Source organism: Paraburkholderia sp. A1RI-2L, assembly GCF_048957375.1.
Taxonomy (GTDB): domain Bacteria; phylum Pseudomonadota; class Gammaproteobacteria; order Burkholderiales; family Burkholderiaceae; genus Paraburkholderia.
Genome location: NZ_JARBTA010000002.1, coordinates 1,622,905 through 1,645,847, shown reverse-complemented (window position 1 = coordinate 1,645,847; position 22,943 = coordinate 1,622,905). Strand labels below are relative to the sequence as shown.

The following is a 22,943-nucleotide window of genomic DNA, read 5'->3' as shown; positions in this document are numbered from 1 at the left end:
ACTGAGGCGAGCCATGGCCAGGATCAGCATTATCGAAGACGCAAGGGAAGTGGTGCGCGCAAGCGCATTGATCGAACTCGGCGCACGGATGCAGGTGCTCGAAAGCGAGCTGGCACTGCCGCGCGACCGGTTGATCCGGCTCTACCACGAGATCAAAGGGGAGTCGCCGCCAAAAGGCATGCTGCCGTCTTCCGCCGACTGGTACATGACGTGGCAGGCCAACATCCACGCCTCGCTGTTCTACAACACGTATGTGTTCCTCAAGGACTCGGCGGGCTGCTCGCATCTCGACGCACTCACCAAGGGATTTCGCCTGTATCGGGAACACTGCATGCACAACAGTCTCGAGATGCAGCTTGATCTGACCCGCGCCTGGACGCTGGTGCGCTTCTTCAACGGCGGAATCCTGCAGTTAACTTCATGCCGCCGCTGCGCGGGCAAGTTCGTGATCCACAAATACGATGCACCGGAGGGCAAGGTCTGTGCAATTTGCCAGCCGCCTTCACGCGCGGGCAAGCCCGCGAAGGCCAAGCGGCCCCTCCCTACACCGGTTCCTCTCGATTCAGAGCGCTCGCCGGCAGGCTGACCAACAAGCGGAATCCCTCACCCGGCGCCGTATCGACCGACACCGCGCCGTTCAATTGCCGGACCCGCTCGCGAATGCCGAGCAAACCGAACGACTGCTCCTTGTGCATCGCGCTAACCGCCGAACCGCGCCCGTTGTCGGCCACCCCGACCCGGCACGCATCGCCGTCAAGCACGACCTCGACCTGCACTTCGGTGGCTTCCGAATGCTTGGCAATGTTCGTGAGCGCCTCCTGGACGATCCGGTACACCGCCGTGGCCGCCGCCGAATCGATATTCAGATCGTCGATGTCGATGAGCAGATCCACCACGATCCCATTGCGGCTTTCGAAATCGCCGGCGAGCCATTCGAGCGCCGGCACAAGCCCGAGGTCGTCGAGCACGGTCGGGCGCAGCCCCGCCGCGATATGGCGCACCGATCTCACGGTTTCGTCGATCAGCGTCATCATCGAGCGCGCCCGGCCGGGCAGCGCGGGCGCCATCGTGCGGTCGTCGAGATCGCTTTCGAGCATCGTCAGGTCGATCTTCAGCGCGGTCAGCCGCTGACCGAGATCGTCGTGCAGCTCGCGCGCGATGCGCTTTTGCTCCTCCTCGCGCGCCGCCTGGATGCCCGCCGAGAGATGCCCCAGATGCTCGAGTTCCTTCACGCGCATGCGCTCGCGCATGTCCCGGCGCATGTCGCGGCGCGTGAGCGCGACGAGCCGCGCATAGAGCGTGCCGCTCTCGACCAGCAGCACGATCAGCACGAAGCTCGCCGCCAGCAGGCCATATATCCGCCCCGCATAAAACCCGAGATCGAAGCGGCCATGGTTGAGCATCGCGGCGAGCGCGATGTCGATCATCCACGCCACCATCACGACCATCAGCCACATGTCGAGCGCCGTGCGCTTGCCGTGCCGCCACAGCATGGCGAGCGCGAACGGGCTCGCCAGCCACACCGCGCCGATCACCCAGCGGTACGCCCAGGTAAAGCGCCCGTTCACGAGCAGATCGGGCAGCAGCGCCTTGCCCATCGTGGCGAAGGCGGTCAGGACGCAGACGAGCGCCGCCGCAGCCAGCACGCACCATGCGATCGATGCGCGCGCGGAACGCCGCGGCATGGCGCGACGTTCACCGTGAGCTGCCTTGCCGAGCAGCACATAGGCCGTGACGAAGCAGGGAAAACCGGCGTGCCAGAACATATAGATCCACGCGGTGCTCTGCGAGCCGGCGCCTAGCAAGCCGGCGGGCGCGAACAGGCCCGGGAACGTGAGGCCATGCACAATGGTCATGCCGGCGGTGAAGAGATAGCCGCTGCCGAGCGCGAGCAGCGCACGCGAGCGCAGCGAACTGAACTGGCCGAACAGCAGCATGGCCGTAATCAGGTCGTTCATCACCAGCGCCGATTCGTAGATCGGGATGAATGCCCCCACCACCGGCAGCGGACGCTTCGCAAACGGCGCAAATACCGCGAATAGCGCGCAACTCGCGAGAATGACCGTGAGCGCGAGCCGCCGCTCGCTGCGCCCCGCGGGCAAGGTCGAAAGAAACATCTGGTTGCCGTCGTCTCGATCGCGACCCATGCGCCTGCCTGGAAAAGAATCGGGAAAAGGCATTTGAGCAGAGGATGCATGTCGAAGGCAACTATTGCATACTGGCTCCTGGCAACAGGATTACCCGCAGCGGGATGACCCACAGCGACTCGCCGTAGCCATCGCATGACTTTCCCGCGACCAGCGGCACAGCTGGAGGACACTCACTCATGATCCAAGTTTTGATCGCCGACGACCACGCGCTCGTGCGTGACGGTCTACGCCATATCCTGCAGAACGCCAGCGGATTCGACGTGGTCGGCGAGGCGCGCGACGGCGCGAGCACGATCGCGCTGATCCGCTCGACGCCGGCGCGCGTGCTGCTGCTCGATCTGTCGATGCCGGGACGCAACGGCGTTGAGTTGATCAAGCAGATCAAGGAGGAAAAGCCCGAACTTCGCATCCTCGTGCTGACCATGCACGCCGAGCAGCAATACGCAGTGCGGGCGTTCAAGGCCGGCGCATCCGGCTACCTGACCAAGGAAAGCGCTGGCGCGGAACTGGTCTCGGCCGTCACCAAGGTGGCGGCGGGCGGCGTGTACGTGAGCCTGGCAATGGCCGAGCAGTTCGCGCAGAGCCTGAACGAACCGGCCGACGCACTGCCTCACCAGCGTCTCTCCGACCGCGAGTTCGACGTGTTCCGGCGCCTGGCCGCCGGCGAGACCATCACCGAAATCGCCCAGGCGCTCTGCGTGAGTGCGAAAACGGTCAGCACTTACAAGACGCGCATCCTAGAAAAAATGCGTGTGCCGCACGAGGCCGCGCTCGTGCGCTATGCGATGCGCCACAAGCTCTTCGAAGATAACGACGAGGTCTAGCGCGACCCGGTCTGGCGCGCCCCGGTCTGGCGCGCCTCCATGCAGATTGGGTAGGAATCCGCCTACACGGCTTCCGTTTCGCCTACCCGAAGTTCAACCGTCGCCGATTCCCTTGCGCGATGGCGGGCCCGATACTTCGGCACATGGACGCGAACGCCAAATTGACTGAATTGACCGTCTTCCTCGTCGAAGACTCGGCATCGTTGCGGCGCCGGATCGCGGCACTGCTCCATATGGTCGACGGCGTCCGCGTGGTCGGCGAAGCGGAGGACATCCAGACTGCACTAAGGTGCATCGCCGCGTGCCGCCCCGCTGTCGTGATTACCGACTTGCGCTTGCCCGGCGCAAGCGGGCTCGAATTGATATCGGCACTCTCCCGCCGCGGACCGCCGGTCGTCACGATGGTGCTGACCAATCAGTCGAGCCAGCCCTTTCGCGAAGCCTGCCAGGCGGCGGGCGCACATTACTTCTTCGACAAAACCCAGGAGATCGACAAGGCCCGCAGGGCCATCGAGCGCCTGGCCGAGGCGCACCGCCGGCGTGCGGTGCTGTAGCCTCGCTCCGCGCATCGCTTACACGAGCAGCGTCGCGCCCGCCCACACGATCAATACCACGCCCAGCGCGTGACCGATGCGCTCGCCGCCGGGCAGGATCTTTTCCACGAAAACGATCAGCGAAAGCGCCGCGATCCACAGCACGTTCATGACACCGCCGACGAATAGCAGCGCCATCAGCAGCCAGCAGCAGCCGACGCAGTACATGCCGTGCCGCACGCCGAGCAGGAAACCACCCGCGACACCGGAGCGCCCATGCCCGATCAGGAAATTGACCGGCGAGCGGCACTGCTGGAGACAAGCGCGCTTGAGCGGCGTGAACTGATAGATGCCGGCCGCCGCGAGAATGATCGCGGAAAGCGCCGCGCTCTTCGACCACAGCATCATTGCCGAAATGAGACCGCGTGGTTGCAGGGTCATCTGCAACCACGACGCGCCAATCGAAAACGCGAGCCACGCGCAGAGATAGCCGGCCAGAAGCCCTAGCGAAAGCACTGCGGCATACGATTCCGATGCGCCGCGATGCCGGATGACACGGCGATACAGCAGGATCAGCGGCAACGCGCTGGGCGTCATCATCGCGATCATCATGATCCACCACATGACGATCACGGCGGGCAGCGACATGGCCATGCCGCCGCCGCTGGCGAGCCGATGCGGGAACAGCGCCGCCGCTGTCATGGCCAGCGCCGACATGCCGGTTCCCGCCCCGGTCCACACGTAATACCACGACGCCGCCACCACGCCGGCAACGCCGGCACAGCCAGCAATGCCGGGCGCCGTCAGCGCATGACCACGCCAGCGAACGACCGTGTTCATACCGCGGCGCGATGCCGGATCGGCCCCTGGTTGTTCAGATGCAGGCGCGCGAACTGCGCATAGGTGCCGTCCAGTTGCAGCGCGATGTTGCCTTGCGAGCTGCCCGAGCCGGAGCCGATTTCGGCAAGCTCGTATTCGAAACCGTTCGGCAGGTCGATGCGCACGCGATGCTCGGCGCCCGTCGCCGGATTGCGAATCGGCTCGCCGACGACGTCGAAGACACCTTCGACATGAACCCGGCCGCGCCTCGCATCGACATCGGCTTCGAAATCGATCTTCGTGAAGATCGGCTCGAACGCCTGCTCGATCGTGGATGAGTAGACTGCGAACATCGTGGCGAATGGTTCGGTATCCTGTCCGGTCATGATCTTCAGGATAGCGTCGCGTTGTTCAGGGCTGGCCCGCTCGTCGACGATCGGCTGGCACTTTCCCCTGCCTTCGTGAACCGCTCCGGGCCATTGAAATACCACTGCGATATTGATGCCGTCGAGCCGCACGTCGCCGTAGAAGCCCTGGGCGATGGATATCGCTCCCATGGCCTCGCACCAGCCACGAGTCGGCAGCGCATTGAACTGGCAAGGGCAACCATATGAGCAATTGCAACTGATCAACTCGGTGCCCTGGATTTCCCAGGAAATCACGGTCGTTCTCCTGTCATCGGCGCCTTGCCCTTTGATTTGCTTGATGAAAACCGTGGCACGCCGGGCTGCGTGATTTGAATCTAGTGGACGCGCCAGGCAAAGTCAAAGCCGTGGCGCGCGGTTATTTTCCACGCGCCACGAGTTCAAACCGACGGGTTCAGACCGACGTTTTCAAACCGACGTTTTCAAACCGATTTGGTCACGCCGCCATCGACGCGGATATTCTGGCCGGTAATGTAGGCCGCGCCATCGGAGGCCAGGAACGCAACAGTGGCAGCGATTTCCTCGCTCGTTCCATAGCGCTGCAGCGGCACGGTTTCGCGGCGCGCTTCCTGCGCGGGCAGGCTGTCGATCCAGCCCGGCAGCACATTATTCATGCGAATGTTGTACTTGGCCTGCGTGTCCGCGAAAAGCTTTGTGTACGACGCCAGGCCGGCGCGGAACACAGTCGAGGTGGGAAACATCTCGCTCGGCTCGAAGGCCCAGGCGGTGGAGATATTGATCACGACGCCGCCGTGCTGCTTCTGCATGACGGGCGCAACGAGCCGCGTCGGCCGAATCACGTTCATCAGGTAGGTGTCCATGCCGCGATGCCAGTCTTCGTCGGAGATATCGAGAAGCGGGCCGCGCGGACCATGGCCCGCGCTGTTCACCAGCACGTCGACGCGGCCCCAGCGCGACACGGTCAGGTCGACGAGCTTGCGAAGGTCGTCGTTCGACTGATTCGAGCCCGTCACGCCCACGCCGCCGAGTTCCGCCGCCAGCGCCTCGCCCTTGCCCGAGGACGAAAGAATCGCAATCTTGAAGCCGTCGGCAGCCAGGCGCCGCGCGGCGGCCGCGCCCATGCCACTGCCGCCCGCGGTAACCACTGCCACTTTTTCTACTGTCATGGTGTTGATCTCCGAATGTTGGACCACGCCCAGAATATGCGCACACAATGCGCTGCGTACCGAAAAGAACCCAAAATCTGGTCACGCCAATGACGCGCTTTCGATCTCCGCGATCAACGCCTTCAGCACCCCCTCGATCGGCCGGGAAAGCCGCCGTTCGCGCATCGTCGTCACGCAGAGATTGCGCTGATTGAGCAGCGGTTCGTCGAAGCGCTTTGCGATCAGCGAGAGATCGCTGCCGAGCCCCGCGAGCGAGAGCTTGCTGCCCAGCGTGATCGCGCCGGCCAGCGAAGCAAATGCATGCAAGGCGCTCGAACTGTTGCTCGTGAGGATGGGTTCGAGCGTAATGCCATGGCGCGCACAGCACTCGTCGAACAACTGGCGAGCGGTATTGCCGCGCGCGAGCAGCGCGATCGGATAGTCGCGCAGATCCGCAAGCGTGATCGACGCGTGGCGCGCCAGCGGATGCCCCGGCGCGACCAGCGCGCAAACTGGCGACTCGGCGCTGTATTCCACATGGACCTTCGCGGGGTCTCCGCTCGAAAACGACAGCCCCAGATCGACTTCGCCGGTGGCCACCCACTGCTCGACCTGCGAAGGGGTGCCCGAGCGCATATGGAAATGCACCTGCGGCGCAACGGCATGATGCTCGGCCAGCACATGCGGCAGGAACGAGCGCGTGAACCCCTCCGTGCAGCCGATGCGCACGATGCCGCTCCCTAGCACTTGCGCCGTGGCGATCTCGGCGAGCACCGCGTCGCCTTCGAGCAGCGCGCGCCGCGCGTGCCCGGCCAGCCGCTCGCCTGACTCGGTCAGCACCATGCCGCGCGGCATGCGCTCGAACAGCGCCGTGCCCACGTCCTCCTCAAGCTTGCTGATCTGCCGGCTGATGGCCGAGACGGCAACGTGCAGGTTTTCCGACGCCGCCGCCAGCGACCCCGTGCGCGCGACCTCGACGAAGTAGCGCAAAGCAATTCCATGAAGCATGGGCTGATCCGTTCAATGCGCATCGAGCGCGTTGCCATTTCGGCAATGCTAACTGCAAATATTGAAATTGTTGCGAATTTTTGAACTTCCTAGACTGGCTCCATTGCCTGCAATTTATTGCAGTTTCCCGCGCGAGCGCCAGAGAGGGGCCCCTTTGACCGAATCCCGACAAATCGCCATCGACCGCGCGCTGCGCACCTATGACAGCGGCGCGTTTCTCGCCGATCTCCAGCGCCGTATCGGTTTTCGCACGGAAAGCCAGAATCCCGCGCAGGCCGCCGCCGTGCGCGCCTATCTCACCGAAGAGGTCACGCCCGCACTCGCCCCGCTCGGCTTCACGAGCCGCATCGTCGAAAATCCGGCAGCCGCGCGCGCGCCGATGCTGATCGCGGAACGCATCGAAGACCCTGCCTTGCCGACCGTGCTGACCTACGGCCACGGCGACGTCGTGCGCGGCTACGACGAACAGTGGCGCGAAGGCCTCGCGCCATGGACGATCACCGTGGAAGGCGACCGCTGGTACGGACGCGGCACCGCCGACAACAAGGGGCAGCACTCCGTGAACTTCGCGGCGCTCGCCGCCGTGCTCGGCGCACGCGGCGGCAAGCTCGGCTACAACGTGAAGCTGATCTTCGAAACCGGCGAGGAAATCGGCTCGCCGGGCCTCGACGACGTTTGCGCCGCGCACCGGGACTCCCTCGCGGCGGACGTGTTCATCGCCTCGGACGGCCCGCGCGTGCTGGCCGAGCGGCCCACGCTGTTCCTCGGCTCGCGCGGCGGCGTGACTTTCGAGCTGCTCGTCGACCTGCGCAAAGGCGCGCATCACTCGGGCAACTGGGGCGGCGCGCTGCGCAATCCGGCCATCGTGCTCGTGCACGCGATCGCGAGCCTCGTCGACAAGCGCGGCGCCATCGCCGTGGACGGCCTGCGCCCGCCGCCGATTCCGGCGAGCGTGCGCGAGGCACTCGCCGACATCGTGCTCGGCGGCGACGAAGACGCCCCCGCGATCGACCCGGACTGGGGCGAGCCCGGCCTCACGCCCACCGAGCGCGTGATCGCCTGGAACACGCTCGAAGTGCTCGCGTTCAAGTCCGGCAATCCCGACGCGCCCGTCAACGCAATTCCGCCCACAGCCAAAGCGACCTGCCAGCTGCGCTTCGTGGTCGGCACGGACGCCGCGCGCGCGGGCGAACACCTCGAAGCGCATTTTGCGCGGCTCGGCTTCAGCGACGTGCAAGTGCGCGTCACGCAGACTTCGGCGGCCACGCGCCTCGACCCCGACGACGCCTGGGTGCGCTGGGCGCTCGAATCGCTGCGCGCATCCACGGGCAAGAAGCCCGCGCTGCTGCCGAACCTCGGCGGCACCGTGCCCAACGACGTATTCGCGTACACGCTCGGCCTGCCGACGCTCTGGGTCCCGCACTCGTATCCCGCTTGCGCGCAGCACGCGCCGAACGAGCATCTGCTCGGCTCGGTCGCGCGCGAAGCGCTCGCCGTGATGGCAGGACTCTGGTGGGACCTCGGCGACGACGCCGCGCGCCTCGCCGCCGGTACAACCGCAACAAGTCCGCAAGCAAAAACGAAACCGCAAGCGCCGCAATCCTCCGGCGCCCTGCTCTGAGAAAAAGGCCCGCCAACATGTCCGCCAGGAAACCCGTGAGCCTCGTCAGGCTTGTCATCGCCACCTCCGCCGGCAACGCGCTCGAATGGTTCGACATTGCCATTTACGGGTTTTTCGCAGTGTACATCGGCAAGCACTTCTTTCCGGCCGTTAACGAAACCGTTTCGATGCTGCTCACGTTCGGCACCTTCGGCGCGTCATATCTCGTGCGGCCGATCGGCGGCGCGGTGCTGGGCGCCTATGCCGACCGGCGCGGACGCAAGGCGGCGATGATGCTCTCGGTGGTCCTCATGATGGTGGGCACGGCGATCATCGCGCTGATTCCCGACTACGCGGCGATCGGCGTAGCCGCGCCGCTCGCGGTGTTCGCCGCGCGGCTCATCCAGGGCTTTTCGGCGGGCGGCGAGTTCGGCGCGTCCACCGCCATGCTGATCGAGCACGCCCCGCATCGGCGCGGCTTCTTCGCGAGCTGGCAGTTCGCGACTCAGGGCCTCGCGACGCTGCTCGCGGCCTCGTTCGGCTTTGGGCTCGCTCGCATCCTGACGCCCGCCGATCTCGCGGCATGGGGCTGGCGCCTGCCGTTTTTCTTCGGATTGCTGATTGGTCCGGTGGGTCTCTATCTGCGCAGCTACATCGACGACGCCGAGGACTTCAAGCGCGCCGAGCGCACCGAGACACCCGTGCGCGACGTGCTGGCCCGGCAAAAGCGCCTCCTGCTCACGGCCATCGGCCTGCTGACCGTCTCCACGGCAGTCAACTACCTGCTCCAGTACATTCCGACCTTCGCGATCCGCCAGCTCCATCTGCCGGCGGCGACCGGTTTCGCGGCGACCATGGTGGGCGGCGTGATTCTCACAGTCGTCACGCCGTTCGCGGGGCATTTGTCGGACCGCATCGGCCGCCGCACGCAAATGACCTGCGTGGCGGTGCTGTTACTCGTCAGCGCGTACCCCGGCTTTGCGTGGGCGACGAGCCATTCGAGCGCGCTGCCGCTGTTCGTGCTGATCGCATGGCTCGCGCTTTTGAAATCGATCTATTTCGGCGCGCTGCCCGCGCTCATGGCCGAGATCTTCCCGGCCGCGACGCGTGCGACGGGCATGTCGATCGGCTACAACATCGGCGTCACCGTGTTCGGCGGCTTTACGCCGGCCATCGTCACATGGATGCTCAGCGCGACGGGCGACAAGAGCGCGCCGGGCTACTGGCTGATCGTCACCGCCATGATCAGCCTCGCCGCGCTGGCCTACGTGAGCCGGGTGAGCGTCGCGGCCCCGGTCTCGCCGCAGGCGGCAGCTTAAAAGCGCTCGAGGGCGCTTACGGTGCCGGCCCCGCGGAGCCGGCATCGCTCGAACTGCGATAATTGCGGGAAACCCAGACGCCGGACCGCCGAATATTCGCCGAACCCCGCGATATCTGGTAGAACATCGGCCTGGGCTTTTTCGATCAATAACCGCGAGAGACGACGCAAATGAACACCCCCCGTCCCCTTGAAATCGCCGTGGAACGGCACCCGAATCCCACGCCGGCCGATGAAATCGCCGCCCGGCTGACCAATCCGGTGTTCGGACGCGTTTTCACGGATCACATGGTCACGATCCGCTGGACGGAAGGCATTGGCTGGCACGACGCCAAGGTGGAAGCGCGCCGCCCGTTCCAGATCGACCCGGCCTGCGCGGTGCTGCACTATGCACAGGAAATTTTCGAAGGCATGAAGGCATATCGCGGCGAAAATGGCCAGATTTCGCTGTTCCGCCCGCAGGAAAACGCCAAGCGCTTCCGCAACTCGGCCGCGCGCATGTCGATGGCCGACTTGCCCGAAGAGCTGTTCCTGCGCGCCGTCGAGGCGCTTGTCGACATCGACCGCGCCTGGGTGCCGGGCGGCGACGGCAGCCTCTACCTGCGCCCCTTCATGTTCGCCAACGAGAGCTTCCTCGGCGTGCGCGCCGCCAGCGAATACATCTTCTGCGTGATCGCCTGTCCGGTCGGCCCCTATTTCAAGTCGGGCAAAGCGGCGGTCACGGTCTGGGTTTCGGACCAGTACACGCGCGCGGCGCCGGGCGGCACCGGCGCAGCCAAGTGCGGCGGCAACTATGCGGCTAGCTTGATCGCGCAAACCGAGGCGTCGGCGCATGGCTGCGATCAGGTGGTCTTCCTCGATGCCGCGCAGCATCGCTGGATCGAAGAACTCGGCGGCATGAACGTATTCTTCGTGCTCGACGACGGCTCGCTCGTCACGCCGCCGCTTTCCGGCACGATCCTGCCGGGCATCACGCGCGCGTCGATCATCGAACTGGCACGCAAGGAAGGTCTGACCGTCAACGAAACGCCCATTTCGTTCGATGACTGGCGCGACGGCGCCGCATCGGGCCGCGTCAAGGAAACGTTCGCGTGCGGCACGGCGGCGGTCGTCACGGCGATCGGCACGGTGCGCCATGCGGGCGGCGAGTTCTCGATCGGGGACGGCGGCGAAGGCGAAGTCACGCGCAAGCTGCGCACGCTGCTTACGGGGATTCAGCGCGGCAAGGTCGCGGATCCGGCGGGCTGGGTGTGGAACGTGAAGGGGTAATCCCTTTTCGGGGGCGCTCGCGCACACCGAATTGCCGAACGCCCCTGCTCGATCAAGCACGCAACTGCATCACACGCATGTCCATTACGGCCATCGCATCAGGATTTTGATCAGGTGTCCTCACCCAAACCGCACGCAATAAATCGGCGGAAAATGCGCGGAAACCTGGTGCCAGTTTTCGCCACTATCGCTGGAAGTCCAGAGTGCGCCGGTGGTGGACCCCATCGCGAGACGCGTGCCCGAGTCGTCCACGACGAGGCCGTGCCGATACACGAGGTCATAGGCCGGCGCGGGCGGCAAACCGTTGGAGAAACGCTCGAACGTGCGGCCACCATCGCGCGTGCGCGTGACCACGAACTTGCCGTCGACCGGGATCCGGCAGGCGTCCTTCACGGCCGGCACGAACCATGCAGTGTCGGGCTCGCGCGGATGCACGGCCACCGCGAAGCCAAAGCTCGACGGCTGCGCTTCGATGCGCTGCCAGTGCTCGGCGCCATCGGTCGAGCGGAAGATCGCGCAGTGATGCTGAGTCCACAGCACATCGGGGTTCGCGGCACATTGCACGACGCGGTGCGGGTCCTGCACATTGGCTTCGCCGCGCCGCTCGGGCGGCATGTAGTCGGCTTCCATGCCCTCGGAACTCAGTTGCCAGTTCGCGCCGCCATCGACGGTCTGCCAGACGCCGCCACACGAGATGCCGATTGTCACGTGACGGCTGTCGCGCGGATCGACCATCACGGAATGGATGCCCGGCGCGTCGTAGCCGCCGCCGAACCATTCGGGACGCTCCGGACGGTCCCACAGCGCGCGGTTGAGTTCCCAGCTGTCGCCGCCGTCGCCGGAGCGGAACAGTCCTCCGGGAATCGTGCCGGCCCACAGCACGCCCCGCTCGTCCGGGCCCCCCGTCTCTAGCGACCAGATTTGCTGCAGCGTCCAGGGTGGCGATGGCGGGCGGGGCTCTGCGTCGCTCGCGCCGTTGCTCGCGCGCGTCTCCTCGGGCGGCTGCGGCGGGTAGACCGGGACCGCGCATTCTTCCCATTCGGTCATGCCCGCGCGCAGCCGGTGCAGCTTCACGCCGAAATGACCGAGATTGAGCGCGGCGTAAAGCGTCCCATCGCGCGAGTCCGGTAGCATCATGCTCACCGGCTCGCCCGCGAAATGCGGCGCGCCGTACGTCCAGCCGCCCGCGCCATCGTGTTGCAGTATGAATAGACCCTTGCGCGTGGCGACAAATAATCGATCGCTCATGTGGAATGTCTCCTGGGCGGATAGCTACCCGCCCGACAACGCTTGAACGACGTAGACGCGGCTTGCCTCGCTCAAGGTGTCGGAAAGATGTTGCCGGTCGCGCACGGGGTGGCCATCCACGAACACGGACAGATGCCGCCGCAGTGCGCCTTGATCGTCGAGAATGTAACCGCGCAGCCTCGGCTGCGCGGCGAAAACGGCCGCGAACGCTTCGCCCAGCGTGCGCGCGTCGATCTCACGCTCGGGCGTCGCGACGTGCCGCTGAATCGAGGCAGCGAAGAATATATGGGCCATGGCGGACCGGCGGCGCGGGAAAGTCCGTCGCCGCCGGTTTTGTAGTTTAGGCGATTTGCCGGGCGAGTCCATGCAGGCAACCCGTGAAGCATGCGCGTACGCGCCCGCCGCCAAACCTGGCACAATCACACATGATGTACGCACTCACGAACGGTTCATCACCGCAAGCTCAAGAAACGCCCCAAACCCAGGACCCCCATGGCCCCGCTGGTCGCCACACTCGCTCTATTGATCGTCGTCTTTGTCCACGTGAGCCTTCCTCGCGTCACGCCCCGAGGGCCGAAGCGGCTCATCGCGCATGCATCGCTGCTGCTCGTGGGTTTGGGGTTCGGTGTAGTCAGCGCGATGCTGACTGGCCCGGCTGCGCCGCCGTGGGCCGTGATCGCATGCGGCATGGGCATCGTTCACGTGCCGGCGCTATGCCTGCTCGTGCTCAAGCGCATGAGGCGATGACTTCATCCCGCGCAGCAGGCGCACTGGCGCGCGCCCGATTCAACACCGCGAGCACCTCGCTCGCCGTATTCTCCGAATGCTCGCGCAAAATCCGCGGTAAATCAGCGTGCGCAGGATCTTCAAGCGCAGCCAGAATCGCGTCGTGCTCATCCATCGATTCGGACCAGCGCAATACGTCGGTATTCGCCGCGCCACGCGCGCGATGCACTTTCGACATCAGCGTCGCGTAGATATTCGAAAGCACCGGATTCCCGGCCGCATCCACGATCATCTGATGCACCTGCTGATTCAGCCGGAAATACTCCAGTCGCTTGCCCGCATGGTGGCACTCCACCATGCGCCGGTGCTTCGCGCCGATGGCTGCCACCTGGGTGATGCTCATGCGCTGCTGCAACAACGCCCCCGCCATCGCTTCGAGCCCGTGCAGCATCTCGAAGGTGCTGGCAAGGTCCTCGAGGTCGATCGCCGCCACGCGGTAGCCGATGTACTGCCGGTGCGTCACGCGCCATTCCGACACCAGCACCTTGAGCGCCTCGCGCAAGGGCGTTTTCGACACGTCGAATGCCTGGCACATTTCCTTTTCGTCGATGCGCGCGCCCGGCGGCATCTCGCCTTCATCGATCATGACGCGCAAGCGCGCAGCGACCTCCGCAGCCATGCCGCGGGTGCGCAACAACAGGGGGGGCTATTCGACTGACTATTCATGGCAAGAGCTTAACATGACCCTGGTACATACCCTGAATTTCTTAGCAATTTTATATAAATCAATATGTTAGTGTATTTGTAATTATAGATTCTTAATCCTATACTCTGTCGGACGTTGCGCGACGCCATGAAAACATCCGCCTCTCCCAGGAGCTGTTCATGTCAACAACATCCGGTGTGGCCGCCATGGCGGTCCACAAGTCCAGCGTGCGCTGGAAGATTTTTCTGGTCATGCTGAGCCTCATTTCGATCAACTACATCGACCGCGCGTCGCTGTCGGTTGCCATGCCGCTGATCTCGAAGGAGTTCGACGTCGGACCGGCCATGGAGGGCCTCATCCTCAGCTCGTTTTTCTGGACCTATGCGTTCATGCAGATTCCAGGCGGCATGCTGGCCGACCGTTTCAAGCCGCGCATCGTGATCGCCTGCGCCACGGTCTTCTGGGGCTTCTTCCAGGCCATCGCCGCGCTCTGCACGAACGCCCCGGCCCTGCTGCTCACGCGTCTGGGCCTTGGCGCATCCGAAGCGCCGATCATGCCCGCGGGCGGCAAGCTCAACGCCATCTGGATGACGCAGACCGAACGCGGCCGCGGCGCCACCCTGCTCGACGGCGGCGCGCCGCTTGGCGCGGCGCTCGGCGCGATCCTGATCACCGGGCTCATCGCCATGCTCGGCTCGTGGCGTCTGGCCTTCGCGGTCGCGGGCATCGGCACCGTGCTCGCCGGCATCCTCGCGTGGTTCTATGTGCGCAACACGCCGCGCGAACATCCGGGCGTGAACGAACTGGAAGCCGCCTATATCGAGGAATCGCACGCACAAGACGCGGCGCTCGAACCGTCCTCGCTCTCGGGCCGCACGAGCGACTTCTTCAAATACCGCTCGGTGTGGGGCATGTTCTTCGGCTGGATGTGCTTCAATACGGTTTTCTACGGACTCCTGACCTGGATGCCAAACTATCTGCACATGGTGCACGGCTTCGACATCAAGCAGATGGGCGGTTCGAGCTTCATCATCTTTTTCAGCGGCTTCATCGGCGAGCTGATTGGCGGCTGGATCGCCGACAAGTGGAAAGCGGCGGGCGGCCGTCCGAATGTCGTGATGCGCACGCTGTTCGGCGTCGCGGCGGTGATCGCCACCGTGTCGATCTTTTCGGTTGCCTACGTGACCAATGCGGTCGCGGTGGTCGCGCTGCTCTCGACCACGCTGTTCTTCCTGCGCTGGTGCGGTCTTTACTGGTGCATCCCGTCTTCGCTCGGCACGCGCAGCAAGATCGGCTTCCTCGGCGGCTTCATGAATCTCGGCGGCAATATCGGCGGCATTTCGGTGCCGATCATCGTCGGCGCGATCGTGCAGCTCACGCACTCGTACTTCCTCGCGCTGATGTTCTTCGCGGCGGCCGGTGTCGGCTTGCTGGTGTGCTCGAGCGTGATCGACTACGAAAAGAAGATTCCGGTCTGACGCGATCCGCTGCATGCCGCTTCATTTATTCAGCCATTCATCTTTAGATATCGACATGAACAAGCGCACTCTTATCGGCATGCTCACGCCGTCGTCCAATACCGCGCTCGAGCCGCTCACGAGCGCGATGGTCGGGGGCCTGCCCGATGTCTCCGCACACTTCGCACGCTTTCCCGTGACGGAGATTTCACTCTCGGACCAGGCACTCGGCCAGTTCGACGACACGAAAATCCTGCAAGCCGCCGAATTGCTCGCCGACGCCAAAGTCGATGTGATCGGCTGGAACGGCACGTCCTCGGGCTGGCTCGGCTTCGAAGCCGACGAGCGCCTGTGCCGCCGCATCACCGAGGCCACCGGCATCCCCGCCACGACCTCCGTGCTCGCGCTCAACGAGATCCTCCGCAAGACCGGCGCCGAAGATTTCGGCCTCGTCACGCCCTACCTCGAAGAGGTGCAGGAAAAGATCGTCGCCAACTACCGCAGCGAAGGCCTGAACTGCATCGCCGAGCAGCACCTGGGCCTGAAGGTCAATTTTTCGTTTTCCGAGGTCACGGCCGACCAGATCCGCGAGATGGTGCTCGCGGTGGCGGCGGCCAAGCCGCGCGCGATCACGACGTTCTGCACGAATCTCAAGGCCGCGCATCTCGTGCGGGCACTAGAGGAAGAGACCGGCATTCCCGTCTACGACACGATCTCCACGGTGGTCTGGAAGTCGCTTCAGATCGCTTGCTATGACACCCGCCAGGTCAAGGGTTGGGGGCGGTTGTTCAGCGAAGTCGTTTAAGGACCGGGCAAACGCGCTGCGTTATCCAGCAAAACGAACAAGGAGCAATCGATGAGAGTGCCTCATACGTTGTGCAGAATGGCCGCTGCAGCGATCGTCGCCGGCTCGGCGGCGCACGCTGTGCATGCTGCCGGCGCCGCCAGTGCGGCATCGCCGGACATGCCTGCCGTCGTGCCGGAATCAGTCGGCGTCGATTCGGCGCCGCTCGTGCGCATGTCGCAATGGCTGCGCAACGACAAGATGGACGTGCGCAGCCTCGTGGTCGTGAAGGACGGCAAGATCGTGTTCGAGCGCTATGGCGACGGCCTCACGCGCGAGAACAACTACGAGCTGTACTCGGTCACGAAGACGATTACCGCGCTGCTCACCGGTATCCTGGTGGGCGAAGGCAAGCTCAACCCCTCGACGAAAGTCGCGCCCATGATCGCGCAGGCGCGGCCCGACCTCGCGGGCGAACTCGCCGACAAGCAGAACATCGAGCTGCGCCACCTGATGTCGATGTCGAGCGGCCTCAGCTATCAGACCCGCGAAGGCACGGACCCGCTCTACTACGAAGCGCCCGACCGGCTGCGCGTCGCGGTCACGAGCCACGCCACCGATGCGCTGCCCGGAACGCGCTTCGACTATATCGACGTGAATCCCGTGCTCACCGGCACGGCCGTCTCGATCGCCGCGCAAGCGCCCGAGGACCAGTTCGCGCGCGAGAAGCTGTTCGGGCCGCTCGGCATGTCGCATTACCGCTGGAGCGGCGCGGACAAAACCGGCGCGGTTTCCGGCGGCTGGGGACTGCGCCTGCGCGCAGTGGACATGGCCAAGATCGGCATGCTGCTGCTCGACGGCGGACGCTGGCGCGGCAAGCAGATCGTGCCCGCCGCATGGATCAAGCAGATGGCGACGCCCTCGCCCGCTGCCGCCGACTACGGCTATTACTGCTGGATTCAGCACGTGGTCGAGAAGGGCCAGCCAGAATACGGCGCGATGGGCTTCAAGGGGCAATTCATCACGGTGCTACCCGCGCAGCACGCGGTGGTCGTGATGACGAGCCTGCTGCCGACCGAAGGCGGGCTGCGCGACGCGACTTACCTCCAGCAGTATCGGCGCATGGTCAACGACTACATTCTTCCCGCGCTCTCGCCCGCGAGCAAACCGGCGCAGACCGCCGCGAAAACCCAGGCGCTGCACGAGGAACTCGAAAAGAGCCGCCGGACCCAGGGGATTCCTGGCACGGCCGCCGCATTCAACGACGCCCCTGAAACCTGAAGGAAACCGCGACGATGACAACCCTGCCGGTCCCGCCGCTCCCCGTGTTTTCGCCGCCCCGCTCGCGGCGCGCATCGCCGGTCCTGTGCGCGCTGCTCGCGCGCATGGCGCCGCTCGTGTTCGGCGTAAGCGCGCTCGTGCCGTTCGCGGCTAGCGCACAGCAAGCGAGTGCCACAAGCACCACGAGCGCCCCGCTCCACGAAACCGGCATCGAAGCCGCGATGCCCGAGGACGTGGGCGTCGATTCGAGCGAACTCGTGCGGCTCTCGCAATGGATTCGCGATCAGAAGCTCGACGTCTACAGCCTGCTCGTGGTGAAAGACGGCAAGCTGATTTTCGAGCGCTATGGCGCGGGCGCGTCGCGCAACGCCAACTACGAACTGTATTCCGTGACCAAGTCGGTGACGTCGCTGGTCGCGGGCATCCTGATCGACGAGGGCAAGATCGGCCTGAACGATTCGGTGGGCGACAAGCTGAGCGCATGGCGTCCCGACTTGCGCGCGGATTTCGCAGACAAGCGCGACATCGAGCTGCGCCATGTGCTGTCGATGTCGAGCGGCCTGCACTACGACTTCCGCCCCAAGGACGATCCCATCTACTACACGGCGCCCGACCGCCTGAAGCTTGCGGCCACAACGAGTCCGAAGGCCGCGCCCGGAACGGCGTTCGAATACACGGACATCAATCCGATCCTGACTTCGGCCATGTTGAGCGCAGCGGCGCGCGAGCCGGTCGAACGGTATGCCCAGGCGCACCTGTTCGAGCCGCTCGGCATGCAGCACGCGGCGTGGGAACGCGCCGACCAGAAGGAGCTGGTCTCGGCAGGATGGGGCTTGCGGCTGCGCGCGGTGGACATGGCGAAGATCGGCATGCTCGTGCTCGATCACGGCCGCTGGCAGGGCCGCCAGGTGGTGCCGCAGCAGTGGATCGCGCAGATGACGACGCCGGCGGTGTCGCGTTACTTCGGCTACTACTGGTGGGTCAACAACATCGTGCAGAACGAGCCCGAATATGACGCGATGGGCTTCAAGGGGCAATTCATCACGGTGCTGCCCAAGCGCAATACGGTGATCGTGATGACGAGCATGCTGCCGATCGAGGGCGGCCTGCGCGACGCGAAGAACGTGCAAATGTTCCGGCAGATGGTAAGCGGCTATATCGTGCCGGCGCTCGACAATACGCAGCACGCGAAGCCCAGCGACGCGCGACGCGCGGCGCTCGCGCAAGAGATCGAGGTGAGCGCGCGCACGCAAGGCATTCCGGGCACGTCGATGGACCCGACCGACAAGCCGAAGCTATAAGTTGCTGACGCACCGCCGCGCGACGCGCTCGCGCGGCCACGCTGGAACTCGCGCTAGCGCTGGCGCGAGTGCTAGAACCAGCGCCAGATGCCCGCAGCCATGCCGGCAATCGGCCTATGGGCCCAGGTAGCGACGAGCCAGACGACGAGGCCGCCCGCCAGCGCGTGCATGCCGAAGCCGCCCAGCCGCGCACGGCCCGCCACGATGGCCGCGAACGGCAAGTAGCTCGTTTTCGCTTCCCAGGCGGGCCATTGCTCGGGCTGCAGGCGCTCCTTCTTGCGGTCCTGCAAGGCGGAACCCACGAGCGCGAGCACGATCATCGCCACTGCAACCACGATGTTCTTCCCGACCGGATACACCGCGATATGACACAGCCCCCAGAGGGCGAACGCCCACATCATCGGATGCCGCGTGACCGCGTAGACGCCGCGCGCCGCCTCGGGAAACGCGCCGGGCCGGCCGCCCGTGGGCAGCGCGGGATTGCGGACCAGCGAGCCCATCAGCAGGATCGAGGCGCTCAGCATCAGCACCGTCACCACGGCCCAGAGGCCGTTGCCGACCGCCCAGAGCGGCTCGGTCAGCGGCGCGCGCCGGTAGGCCACGATCATCCAGCCGAGCGTCGCGAACGAGACCAGCGAGTAGATGCCCTGGAACACGGTCTCGCCGAGCGCGCCCACCAATGGCTTGCGCAATGGATGGGACAGGATGAAGTGGCTGCCCACGAAGGCGGCGGCCGCCGCCACGACTGCGGTGATGCTTCCGTCAGGGCTTGGCATGAGCGTGGCTCCTCAGGTCAGGTCATATCGTCAGCAATTCGTCAGGGTTCGATGCACGCGCATACGAACGTACGCGAACGTATGCGCGTGCGCAGACCCGGCAAGATTAGCGCCCTCGCGTGGCGTATCGAAGACTACTCCCAACTTTCGAGGACAACATGAAAAAGATCATCGTGAACGCCGGCCCGTACCGCTTCGTCGGCCGGCTGGAAGAAGAACACGCGCCGCGCACCTGCGAGCGCTTCCTCCAATTGCTGCCACTCAGGAACAAGGTCATCCATTCGCGCTGGAGCGGCGAAGCCGTGTGGATCCCGCTGGGCGACTTCGATACCGGCCTCACGTTCGAGAACCACACCAGCCACGCATCGCGCGGCGATATTCTGCTGTACCCCGGCGGCTTCAGCGAAACCGAATTCCTGTTCGTCTATGGCAGTTCGAGCTTTGCGAGCAAGATGGGGCAGCTTGCCGGCAACCACTTCTTTACCCTGCTCGAAGGCCACGAGCATCTCGAGGCGTTCGGCAAACTCGTGCTGTGGGAAGGTGCGCAGGATATCGAGCTTACGCTTGCCGACGCGAACGACCAATGACTGACGATTACCGGCGCCGGCCCGTCTCGCCCGCGGGCTGCAGCACTTTCATGACTTCCGCTGCCGTGTGCTCGGAATGCTCGCGCAGCAGCCGCGCGAGGCTCGCGCCGTCACGCTTGCCGAGCGCTTCCAGGATCGCGCCGTGTTCGCCGAGCGATTCGGCCCAGCGGAACACATCGGCGTTGGCCGCGCCGCGCGCGCGGTGAATCTTGCTCATCAGCGAAGCGTACAAATCGGATAGCACTGGATTGCTCGCGACATCGACGATCTGCTGGTGCACTTTCTGGTTGGCGCGATAGTAAGCCGTGCGTTTGCCTTCGCGGTGAAACGCTTCCATCGCGTGATGGCGCTCCAGCAGCACCTTCATCTGCTTGTCGTCGATGCGCTGCGCGGCGAGCCGTCCAGCGATCTCCTCCAGCCCGTGCAGGACTTCGAATATCGCGGCGATCTCGTCCTTGTTGATCGGCGCGACCTGAAAGCCCATGTGCTGCCGGTGCGTCACGTGCCCCTCGGTCACGAGGGTCTTGAGCGCTTCGCGCAACGGCGTTCTGGAGATGTCGAACTGCTCGCACAGCGCTTTCTCGTCGATATGTTCGCCGGGCGGCAACTCCCCTTCCAGAATCATCTCGCGCAACCGCTCCGCGATCGCCGCGTACATCCCCGTGCCGCGCAGGCTGATGCGCTTGCGTGTGTCCGCCGGTAGTGACTTCGTGTCCATGTTGTTTGCGTCTCGCTTGCTTGCGTGTGTCTTCCGTCTTTGCTTAATTTTCCTACACTACCAGTCGACTATCCACAAAAATTAAAACACCATAAAATCAAATATTTACGCATCTTGTAATTTATAATTAGAAATCATATACTGCGTTTGCGCAGGCAGCGCACCGGGCCGGAAGCGGTCCGGCCACACACATGAAACCCGAAGGCCGTGACCAGGCGTACGGAGGAGACATCGATGCGAACCGCAAATGCGGCCGTCCAGGCCGAGGCGAAGACCGGCGTACGCTGGCGAATCTTTCTGATCATGTTGATGCTTATTTCGATCAACTATGTGGACCGGGCCTCGCTGTCCGTCGCCATGCCGCTGATCGCCAAGGAATTCAACATCGCCCCTGGCGTGCAGGGGCTGATTCTCAGCTCGTTCTTCTGGACCTACGCGTTCATGCAGATTCCCGGCGGCATGCTCGCTGACCGTTTCAAGCCGCGCATCGTGATCGCGTTCGCCACGCTGTTCTGGGGCTTTTTCCAGGGCATCGCTGCCATCTGCACGACGGCCCCTGCGCTGATCCTCACCCGTCTGGGCCTGGGCGCGGCGGAAGCGCCGATCTACCCGGCCGGCGGCAAGCTCAACACCATGTGGATGACGCGCCACGAACGCGGCCGCGGCGCGACCCTGCTCGACGGCGGCGCGCCGCTGGGCGCGGCGCTTGGCGCAGTGATCATTTCCGGCTTGATCAGCGAGTTCGGCTCGTGGCGCACCTCGTTCGTGGTGGCCGGTGTGGGCACCATGCTGGCCGGCCTGTTCGCGTGGTACTACATTCGCAACAACCCGCGCGAGCATCCGGCCGTGAACGAGGCCGAAGCCGACTATCTCGAAGCCGCGCTGCGGGAAGAGCATGCGGAAGAGCCGATCGATGCGAGCGGCCGCAGCCTCGACTTTTTCCGCTACCGCTCGGTGTGGGGCATGTTCTTCGGCTGGATGTGCTTCAATTCGCTGTTCTACGGCCTGCTCACCTGGATGCCGAACTATCTGAACAAGTCGTACGGCTTCAACATCCAGCAGATGGGCGGCGCGAGCTTCGCGATCTTCTTCAGCGGCTTCGTGGGTGAACTCGTGGGCGGCTGGATCGCCGACAAATGGAAGGCCGCGGGCGGCTCGCCCAATCGCGTGATGCGCACGCTGTTCGGCATTGCCGCTGTGTTGGCCACCGCGTCGATCTTCTCGGTCGCCTATGTGCGCGATCCGGTCACGGTGGTGGTGCTGCTCGCCTCCACGCTGTTTTTCCTGCGCTGGTGCGGCCTGTACTGGTGCCTGCCCTCGATCCTCGGCACCCGCAACAAGGTCGGCTTTCTCGGCGGCTTCATGAATCTCGGCGGCAATATCGGCGGCGTGCTCGTGCCGATCATCGTCGGCCTGATCGTGCAGACGACCGGCTCCTACTTCCTGGCCCTGATGTTCTTCGCCGCCGCGGGCGCTGGCCTGTTCGTCTGCTCGACCCTGATCGACTACGAACGCAAGCTGCCTGTTTGAGCTTTCCCTAATTTAGTAACTGACTGATTGCAGACTTCATCATGAGCAAACGCGTCCTGCTCGGCATGCTGACCCCGTCGTCCAACACCGCGCTCGAACCCATTACAAGCGCGATGGTGGCCCAACTGCCCGGCGTCAGCGCCCATTTCTCGCGCTTCACCGTGACCGAGATTTCGCTGTCCGAGCAGGCGCTCGGTCAGTTCGACACCACCAACATCATTCAGGCCGCGCGCCTGCTGGCCGACGCCAAGGTCGATGTGATCGCATGGAACGGCACCTCGTCGGGCTGGCTCGGCTTCGAGAGCGATCGCCGCCTGTGCCGCGAAATCGAAGAAGCGACCGGCGTTCCCGCGACCACTTCGATTCTGGCGCTGAACGAAATTCTGGTGCAGACCGGCGTGAACAAGTTCGGCCTGGTCAGCCCGTATATCGAGGAAGTCCAGCAGAAGATCGTGGCCAATTACCGCGAGAACGGCATCGACTGCTCGTCCGAAAGCCATCTCGGGCTGAAGGTGAATTTCCAGTTCTCCGAAGTCACTCAAGAAACCCTGCTCGCGCAGATTCGCGAAGTCGCGGCCCAGGGCCCCGATGCGATCGTCACCTACTGCACCAATCTGCACGCCGCGCATCTGGCCGACGAAGTGGAGCGGCAGCACGGCATTCCGCTCTATGACACGATCTCCACCGTGGTGTGGAAGTCGCTGAAGCTCGCGGGCTACGACACGACCCGGCTCGAGGGCTGGGGCCGCCTGTTTACCGAAGTTGCGTGAGGGATTC

General features: G+C 64.5%; 24 protein-coding genes. 14 read left to right on the top strand and 10 right to left on the bottom strand.

Annotation, left to right across the window (positions count from 1 at the left end; genetic code table 11):
• Nucleotides 1-13 precede the first annotated feature (13 nt).
• A complete protein-coding gene (flhC, locus tag PWP93_RS22350; protein WP_421025340.1) occupies nt 14-586 on the top strand; it encodes a flagellar transcriptional regulator FlhC in 573 nt (190 codons plus the stop codon).
• On the opposite strand, the gene PWP93_RS22345 is transcribed toward flhC, so the two are convergent.
• A complete protein-coding gene (locus PWP93_RS22345) occupies nt 543-2,147 on the bottom strand; it encodes a sensor histidine kinase (protein ID WP_421045984.1) in 1,605 nt (534 codons plus the stop codon). The genes flhC and PWP93_RS22345 overlap by 44 nt on opposite strands.
• Before the next feature lie 179 nt (nt 2,148-2,326).
• Between PWP93_RS22345 and PWP93_RS22340 the strand changes: the two genes are divergently transcribed.
• The gene (locus PWP93_RS22340; RefSeq protein WP_421025338.1) at nt 2,327-2,974 is read left to right on the top strand and encodes a response regulator; all 648 of its coding nucleotides are present in this window, start codon (nt 2,327-2,329) and stop codon (nt 2,972-2,974) included.
• Nucleotides 2,975-3,117: 143 nt separating this feature from the next.
• Entirely contained in the window at nt 3,118-3,528 is a 411-nt protein-coding gene (locus tag PWP93_RS22335) for a response regulator (RefSeq protein WP_421045983.1), read from the top strand.
• Between the two features lie 18 nt (nt 3,529-3,546).
• Here the strand turns inward: PWP93_RS22335 and PWP93_RS22330 are convergent, their stop codons facing one another.
• From PWP93_RS22330 to PWP93_RS22315, 4 genes are all read right to left on the bottom strand, one after another.
• Nucleotides 3,547-4,347, bottom strand: a complete 801-nt coding sequence (locus PWP93_RS22330; protein ID WP_421045982.1) for a DUF2182 domain-containing protein — start codon at nt 4,345-4,347, stop codon at nt 3,547-3,549.
• Nucleotides 4,344-4,988 carry a DUF1326 domain-containing protein gene (locus tag PWP93_RS22325; RefSeq protein ID WP_421025335.1) on the bottom strand — a complete coding sequence of 215 codons (645 nt, stop codon included), beginning with the start codon at nt 4,986-4,988 and terminating at the stop codon, nt 4,344-4,346. The genes PWP93_RS22330 and PWP93_RS22325 overlap by 4 nt, the downstream gene beginning before the upstream one ends.
• A gap of 185 nt (nt 4,989-5,173) precedes the next feature.
• A complete protein-coding gene (locus PWP93_RS22320) occupies nt 5,174-5,878 on the bottom strand; it encodes an SDR family oxidoreductase (protein ID WP_421045981.1) in 705 nt (234 codons plus the stop codon).
• Nucleotides 5,879-5,959: 81 nt separating this feature from the next.
• Nucleotides 5,960-6,865 carry a LysR family transcriptional regulator gene (locus tag PWP93_RS22315; RefSeq protein WP_421045980.1) on the bottom strand — a complete coding sequence of 302 codons (906 nt, stop codon included), beginning with the start codon at nt 6,863-6,865 and terminating at the stop codon, nt 5,960-5,962.
• A gap of 154 nt (nt 6,866-7,019) precedes the next feature.
• Here PWP93_RS22315 and PWP93_RS22310 point away from each other — a divergent pair, with 154 nt between their 5' ends.
• The 3 genes from PWP93_RS22310 to PWP93_RS22300 all read left to right on the top strand — a co-directional run bounded on the left by PWP93_RS22310 (nt 7,020) and on the right by PWP93_RS22300 (nt 11,052).
• Nucleotides 7,020-8,486, top strand: coding sequence for a M20 family metallopeptidase (locus tag PWP93_RS22310; protein ID WP_421045979.1), 1,467 nt, complete (start codon nt 7,020-7,022; stop codon nt 8,484-8,486).
• A gap of 17 nt (nt 8,487-8,503) precedes the next feature.
• Complete coding sequence (locus tag PWP93_RS22305) at nt 8,504-9,784, top strand: MFS transporter (RefSeq protein ID WP_421045978.1); 1,281 nt, start codon at nt 8,504-8,506, stop codon at nt 9,782-9,784.
• Nucleotides 9,785-9,954: 170 nt separating this feature from the next.
• Entirely contained in the window at nt 9,955-11,052 is a 1,098-nt protein-coding gene (locus tag PWP93_RS22300; RefSeq protein WP_421045977.1) for a branched-chain amino acid aminotransferase, read from the top strand.
• Nucleotides 11,053-11,172: 120 nt separating this feature from the next.
• On the opposite strand, the gene PWP93_RS22295 is transcribed toward PWP93_RS22300, so the two are convergent.
• Nucleotides 11,173-12,300, bottom strand: a complete 1,128-nt coding sequence (locus PWP93_RS22295; protein ID WP_421045976.1) for a WD40/YVTN/BNR-like repeat-containing protein — start codon at nt 12,298-12,300, stop codon at nt 11,173-11,175.
• A gap of 24 nt (nt 12,301-12,324) precedes the next feature.
• Nucleotides 12,325-12,594 carry a MoaD/ThiS family protein gene (locus PWP93_RS22290; protein WP_421025328.1) on the bottom strand — a complete coding sequence of 90 codons (270 nt, stop codon included), beginning with the start codon at nt 12,592-12,594 and terminating at the stop codon, nt 12,325-12,327.
• A 198-nt stretch (nt 12,595-12,792) separates the two neighbouring features.
• Between PWP93_RS22290 and PWP93_RS22285 the strand changes: the two genes are divergently transcribed.
• Nucleotides 12,793-13,047 (top strand): hypothetical protein, encoded by a 255-nt coding sequence (locus PWP93_RS22285; protein ID WP_421025327.1) that lies wholly within the window; start codon nt 12,793-12,795, stop codon nt 13,045-13,047.
• Here the strand turns inward: PWP93_RS22285 and PWP93_RS22280 are convergent.
• A complete protein-coding gene (locus PWP93_RS22280) occupies nt 13,028-13,705 on the bottom strand; it encodes a GntR family transcriptional regulator (RefSeq protein ID WP_421045975.1) in 678 nt (225 codons plus the stop codon). The two genes, PWP93_RS22285 and PWP93_RS22280, sit on opposite strands and share 20 nt — an antisense overlap.
• Nucleotides 13,706-13,911: 206 nt before the next feature.
• Here PWP93_RS22280 and PWP93_RS22275 point away from each other — a divergent pair, with 206 nt between their 5' ends.
• From PWP93_RS22275 to PWP93_RS22260, 4 genes are read left to right on the top strand one after another with little or no spacing between them, the layout of a single operon-like run.
• On the top strand, nt 13,912-15,210 hold the full coding sequence (locus PWP93_RS22275) for an MFS transporter (protein WP_421045974.1): 1,299 nt from the start codon (nt 13,912-13,914) through the stop codon (nt 15,208-15,210).
• A gap of 55 nt (nt 15,211-15,265) precedes the next feature.
• Nucleotides 15,266-15,994 (top strand): maleate cis-trans isomerase family protein, encoded by a 729-nt coding sequence (locus PWP93_RS22270; RefSeq protein ID WP_421045973.1) that lies wholly within the window; start codon nt 15,266-15,268, stop codon nt 15,992-15,994.
• Nucleotides 15,995-16,045: 51 nt separating this feature from the next.
• Nucleotides 16,046-17,254 carry a serine hydrolase domain-containing protein gene (locus PWP93_RS22265; RefSeq protein WP_421045972.1) on the top strand — a complete coding sequence of 403 codons (1,209 nt, stop codon included), beginning with the start codon at nt 16,046-16,048 and terminating at the stop codon, nt 17,252-17,254.
• A gap of 14 nt (nt 17,255-17,268) precedes the next feature.
• Complete coding sequence (locus PWP93_RS22260) at nt 17,269-18,555, top strand: serine hydrolase domain-containing protein (RefSeq protein WP_421045971.1); 1,287 nt, start codon at nt 17,269-17,271, stop codon at nt 18,553-18,555.
• A 71-nt stretch (nt 18,556-18,626) separates the two neighbouring features.
• Here PWP93_RS22260 and PWP93_RS22255 read toward each other — a convergent pair whose 3' ends face one another.
• The gene (locus PWP93_RS22255; RefSeq protein WP_421045970.1) at nt 18,627-19,331 is read right to left on the bottom strand and encodes an NnrU family protein; all 705 of its coding nucleotides are present in this window, start codon (nt 19,329-19,331) and stop codon (nt 18,627-18,629) included.
• Nucleotides 19,332-19,489: 158 nt separating this feature from the next.
• Between PWP93_RS22255 and PWP93_RS22250 the strand changes: the two genes are divergently transcribed.
• A complete protein-coding gene (locus PWP93_RS22250) occupies nt 19,490-19,918 on the top strand; it encodes a DUF3830 family protein (RefSeq protein WP_421045969.1) in 429 nt (142 codons plus the stop codon).
• 7 nt (nt 19,919-19,925) lie between these two features.
• Here the strand turns inward: PWP93_RS22250 and PWP93_RS22245 are convergent, their stop codons facing one another.
• The gene (locus tag PWP93_RS22245) at nt 19,926-20,636 is read right to left on the bottom strand and encodes a GntR family transcriptional regulator (protein WP_421025320.1); all 711 of its coding nucleotides are present in this window, start codon (nt 20,634-20,636) and stop codon (nt 19,926-19,928) included.
• Nucleotides 20,637-20,870: 234 nt separating this feature from the next.
• On the opposite strand from PWP93_RS22245, the gene PWP93_RS22240 reads away from it, so the two are divergent.
• Together PWP93_RS22240 and PWP93_RS22235 are read left to right on the top strand one after the other, a co-directional pair.
• Nucleotides 20,871-22,166, top strand: coding sequence for an MFS transporter (locus PWP93_RS22240; protein WP_421025319.1), 1,296 nt, complete (start codon nt 20,871-20,873; stop codon nt 22,164-22,166).
• A 41-nt stretch (nt 22,167-22,207) separates the two neighbouring features.
• On the top strand, nt 22,208-22,936 hold the full coding sequence (locus PWP93_RS22235) for a maleate cis-trans isomerase family protein (protein ID WP_421025318.1): 729 nt from the start codon (nt 22,208-22,210) through the stop codon (nt 22,934-22,936).
• The last annotated feature ends 7 nt before the right edge of the window (nt 22,937-22,943 follow it).

Coding starts and splice junctions, on each gene's coding strand:
- flhC (WP_421025340.1), top strand. CDS start 14: ATGGCCAGGATCAGCATTATCGAAGACGCAAGGGAAGTGGTGCGCGCA.
- PWP93_RS22345 (WP_421045984.1), bottom strand. CDS start 2,147: ATGGGTCGCGATCGAGACGACGGCAACCAGATGTTTCTTTCGACCTTG.
- PWP93_RS22340 (WP_421025338.1), top strand. CDS start 2,327: ATGATCCAAGTTTTGATCGCCGACGACCACGCGCTCGTGCGTGACGGT.
- PWP93_RS22335 (WP_421045983.1), top strand. CDS start 3,118: ATGGACGCGAACGCCAAATTGACTGAATTGACCGTCTTCCTCGTCGAA.
- PWP93_RS22330 (WP_421045982.1), bottom strand. CDS start 4,347: ATGAACACGGTCGTTCGCTGGCGTGGTCATGCGCTGACGGCGCCCGGC.
- PWP93_RS22320 (WP_421045981.1), bottom strand. CDS start 5,878: ATGACAGTAGAAAAAGTGGCAGTGGTTACCGCGGGCGGCAGTGGCATG.
- PWP93_RS22315 (WP_421045980.1), bottom strand. CDS start 6,865: ATGCTTCATGGAATTGCTTTGCGCTACTTCGTCGAGGTCGCGCGCACG.
- PWP93_RS22305 (WP_421045978.1), top strand. CDS start 8,504: ATGTCCGCCAGGAAACCCGTGAGCCTCGTCAGGCTTGTCATCGCCACC.
- PWP93_RS22300 (WP_421045977.1), top strand. CDS start 9,955: ATGAACACCCCCCGTCCCCTTGAAATCGCCGTGGAACGGCACCCGAAT.
- PWP93_RS22295 (WP_421045976.1), bottom strand. CDS start 12,300: ATGAGCGATCGATTATTTGTCGCCACGCGCAAGGGTCTATTCATACTG.
- PWP93_RS22290 (WP_421025328.1), bottom strand. CDS start 12,594: ATGGCCCATATATTCTTCGCTGCCTCGATTCAGCGGCACGTCGCGACG.
- PWP93_RS22285 (WP_421025327.1), top strand. CDS start 12,793: ATGGCCCCGCTGGTCGCCACACTCGCTCTATTGATCGTCGTCTTTGTC.
- PWP93_RS22280 (WP_421045975.1), bottom strand. CDS start 13,705: ATGGCTGCGGAGGTCGCTGCGCGCTTGCGCGTCATGATCGATGAAGGC.
- PWP93_RS22275 (WP_421045974.1), top strand. CDS start 13,912: ATGTCAACAACATCCGGTGTGGCCGCCATGGCGGTCCACAAGTCCAGC.
- PWP93_RS22270 (WP_421045973.1), top strand. CDS start 15,266: ATGAACAAGCGCACTCTTATCGGCATGCTCACGCCGTCGTCCAATACC.
- PWP93_RS22265 (WP_421045972.1), top strand. CDS start 16,046: ATGAGAGTGCCTCATACGTTGTGCAGAATGGCCGCTGCAGCGATCGTC.
- PWP93_RS22260 (WP_421045971.1), top strand. CDS start 17,269: ATGACAACCCTGCCGGTCCCGCCGCTCCCCGTGTTTTCGCCGCCCCGC.
- PWP93_RS22255 (WP_421045970.1), bottom strand. CDS start 19,331: ATGCCAAGCCCTGACGGAAGCATCACCGCAGTCGTGGCGGCGGCCGCC.
- PWP93_RS22250 (WP_421045969.1), top strand. CDS start 19,490: ATGAAAAAGATCATCGTGAACGCCGGCCCGTACCGCTTCGTCGGCCGG.
- PWP93_RS22245 (WP_421025320.1), bottom strand. CDS start 20,636: ATGGACACGAAGTCACTACCGGCGGACACACGCAAGCGCATCAGCCTG.
- PWP93_RS22240 (WP_421025319.1), top strand. CDS start 20,871: ATGCGAACCGCAAATGCGGCCGTCCAGGCCGAGGCGAAGACCGGCGTA.
- PWP93_RS22235 (WP_421025318.1), top strand. CDS start 22,208: ATGAGCAAACGCGTCCTGCTCGGCATGCTGACCCCGTCGTCCAACACC.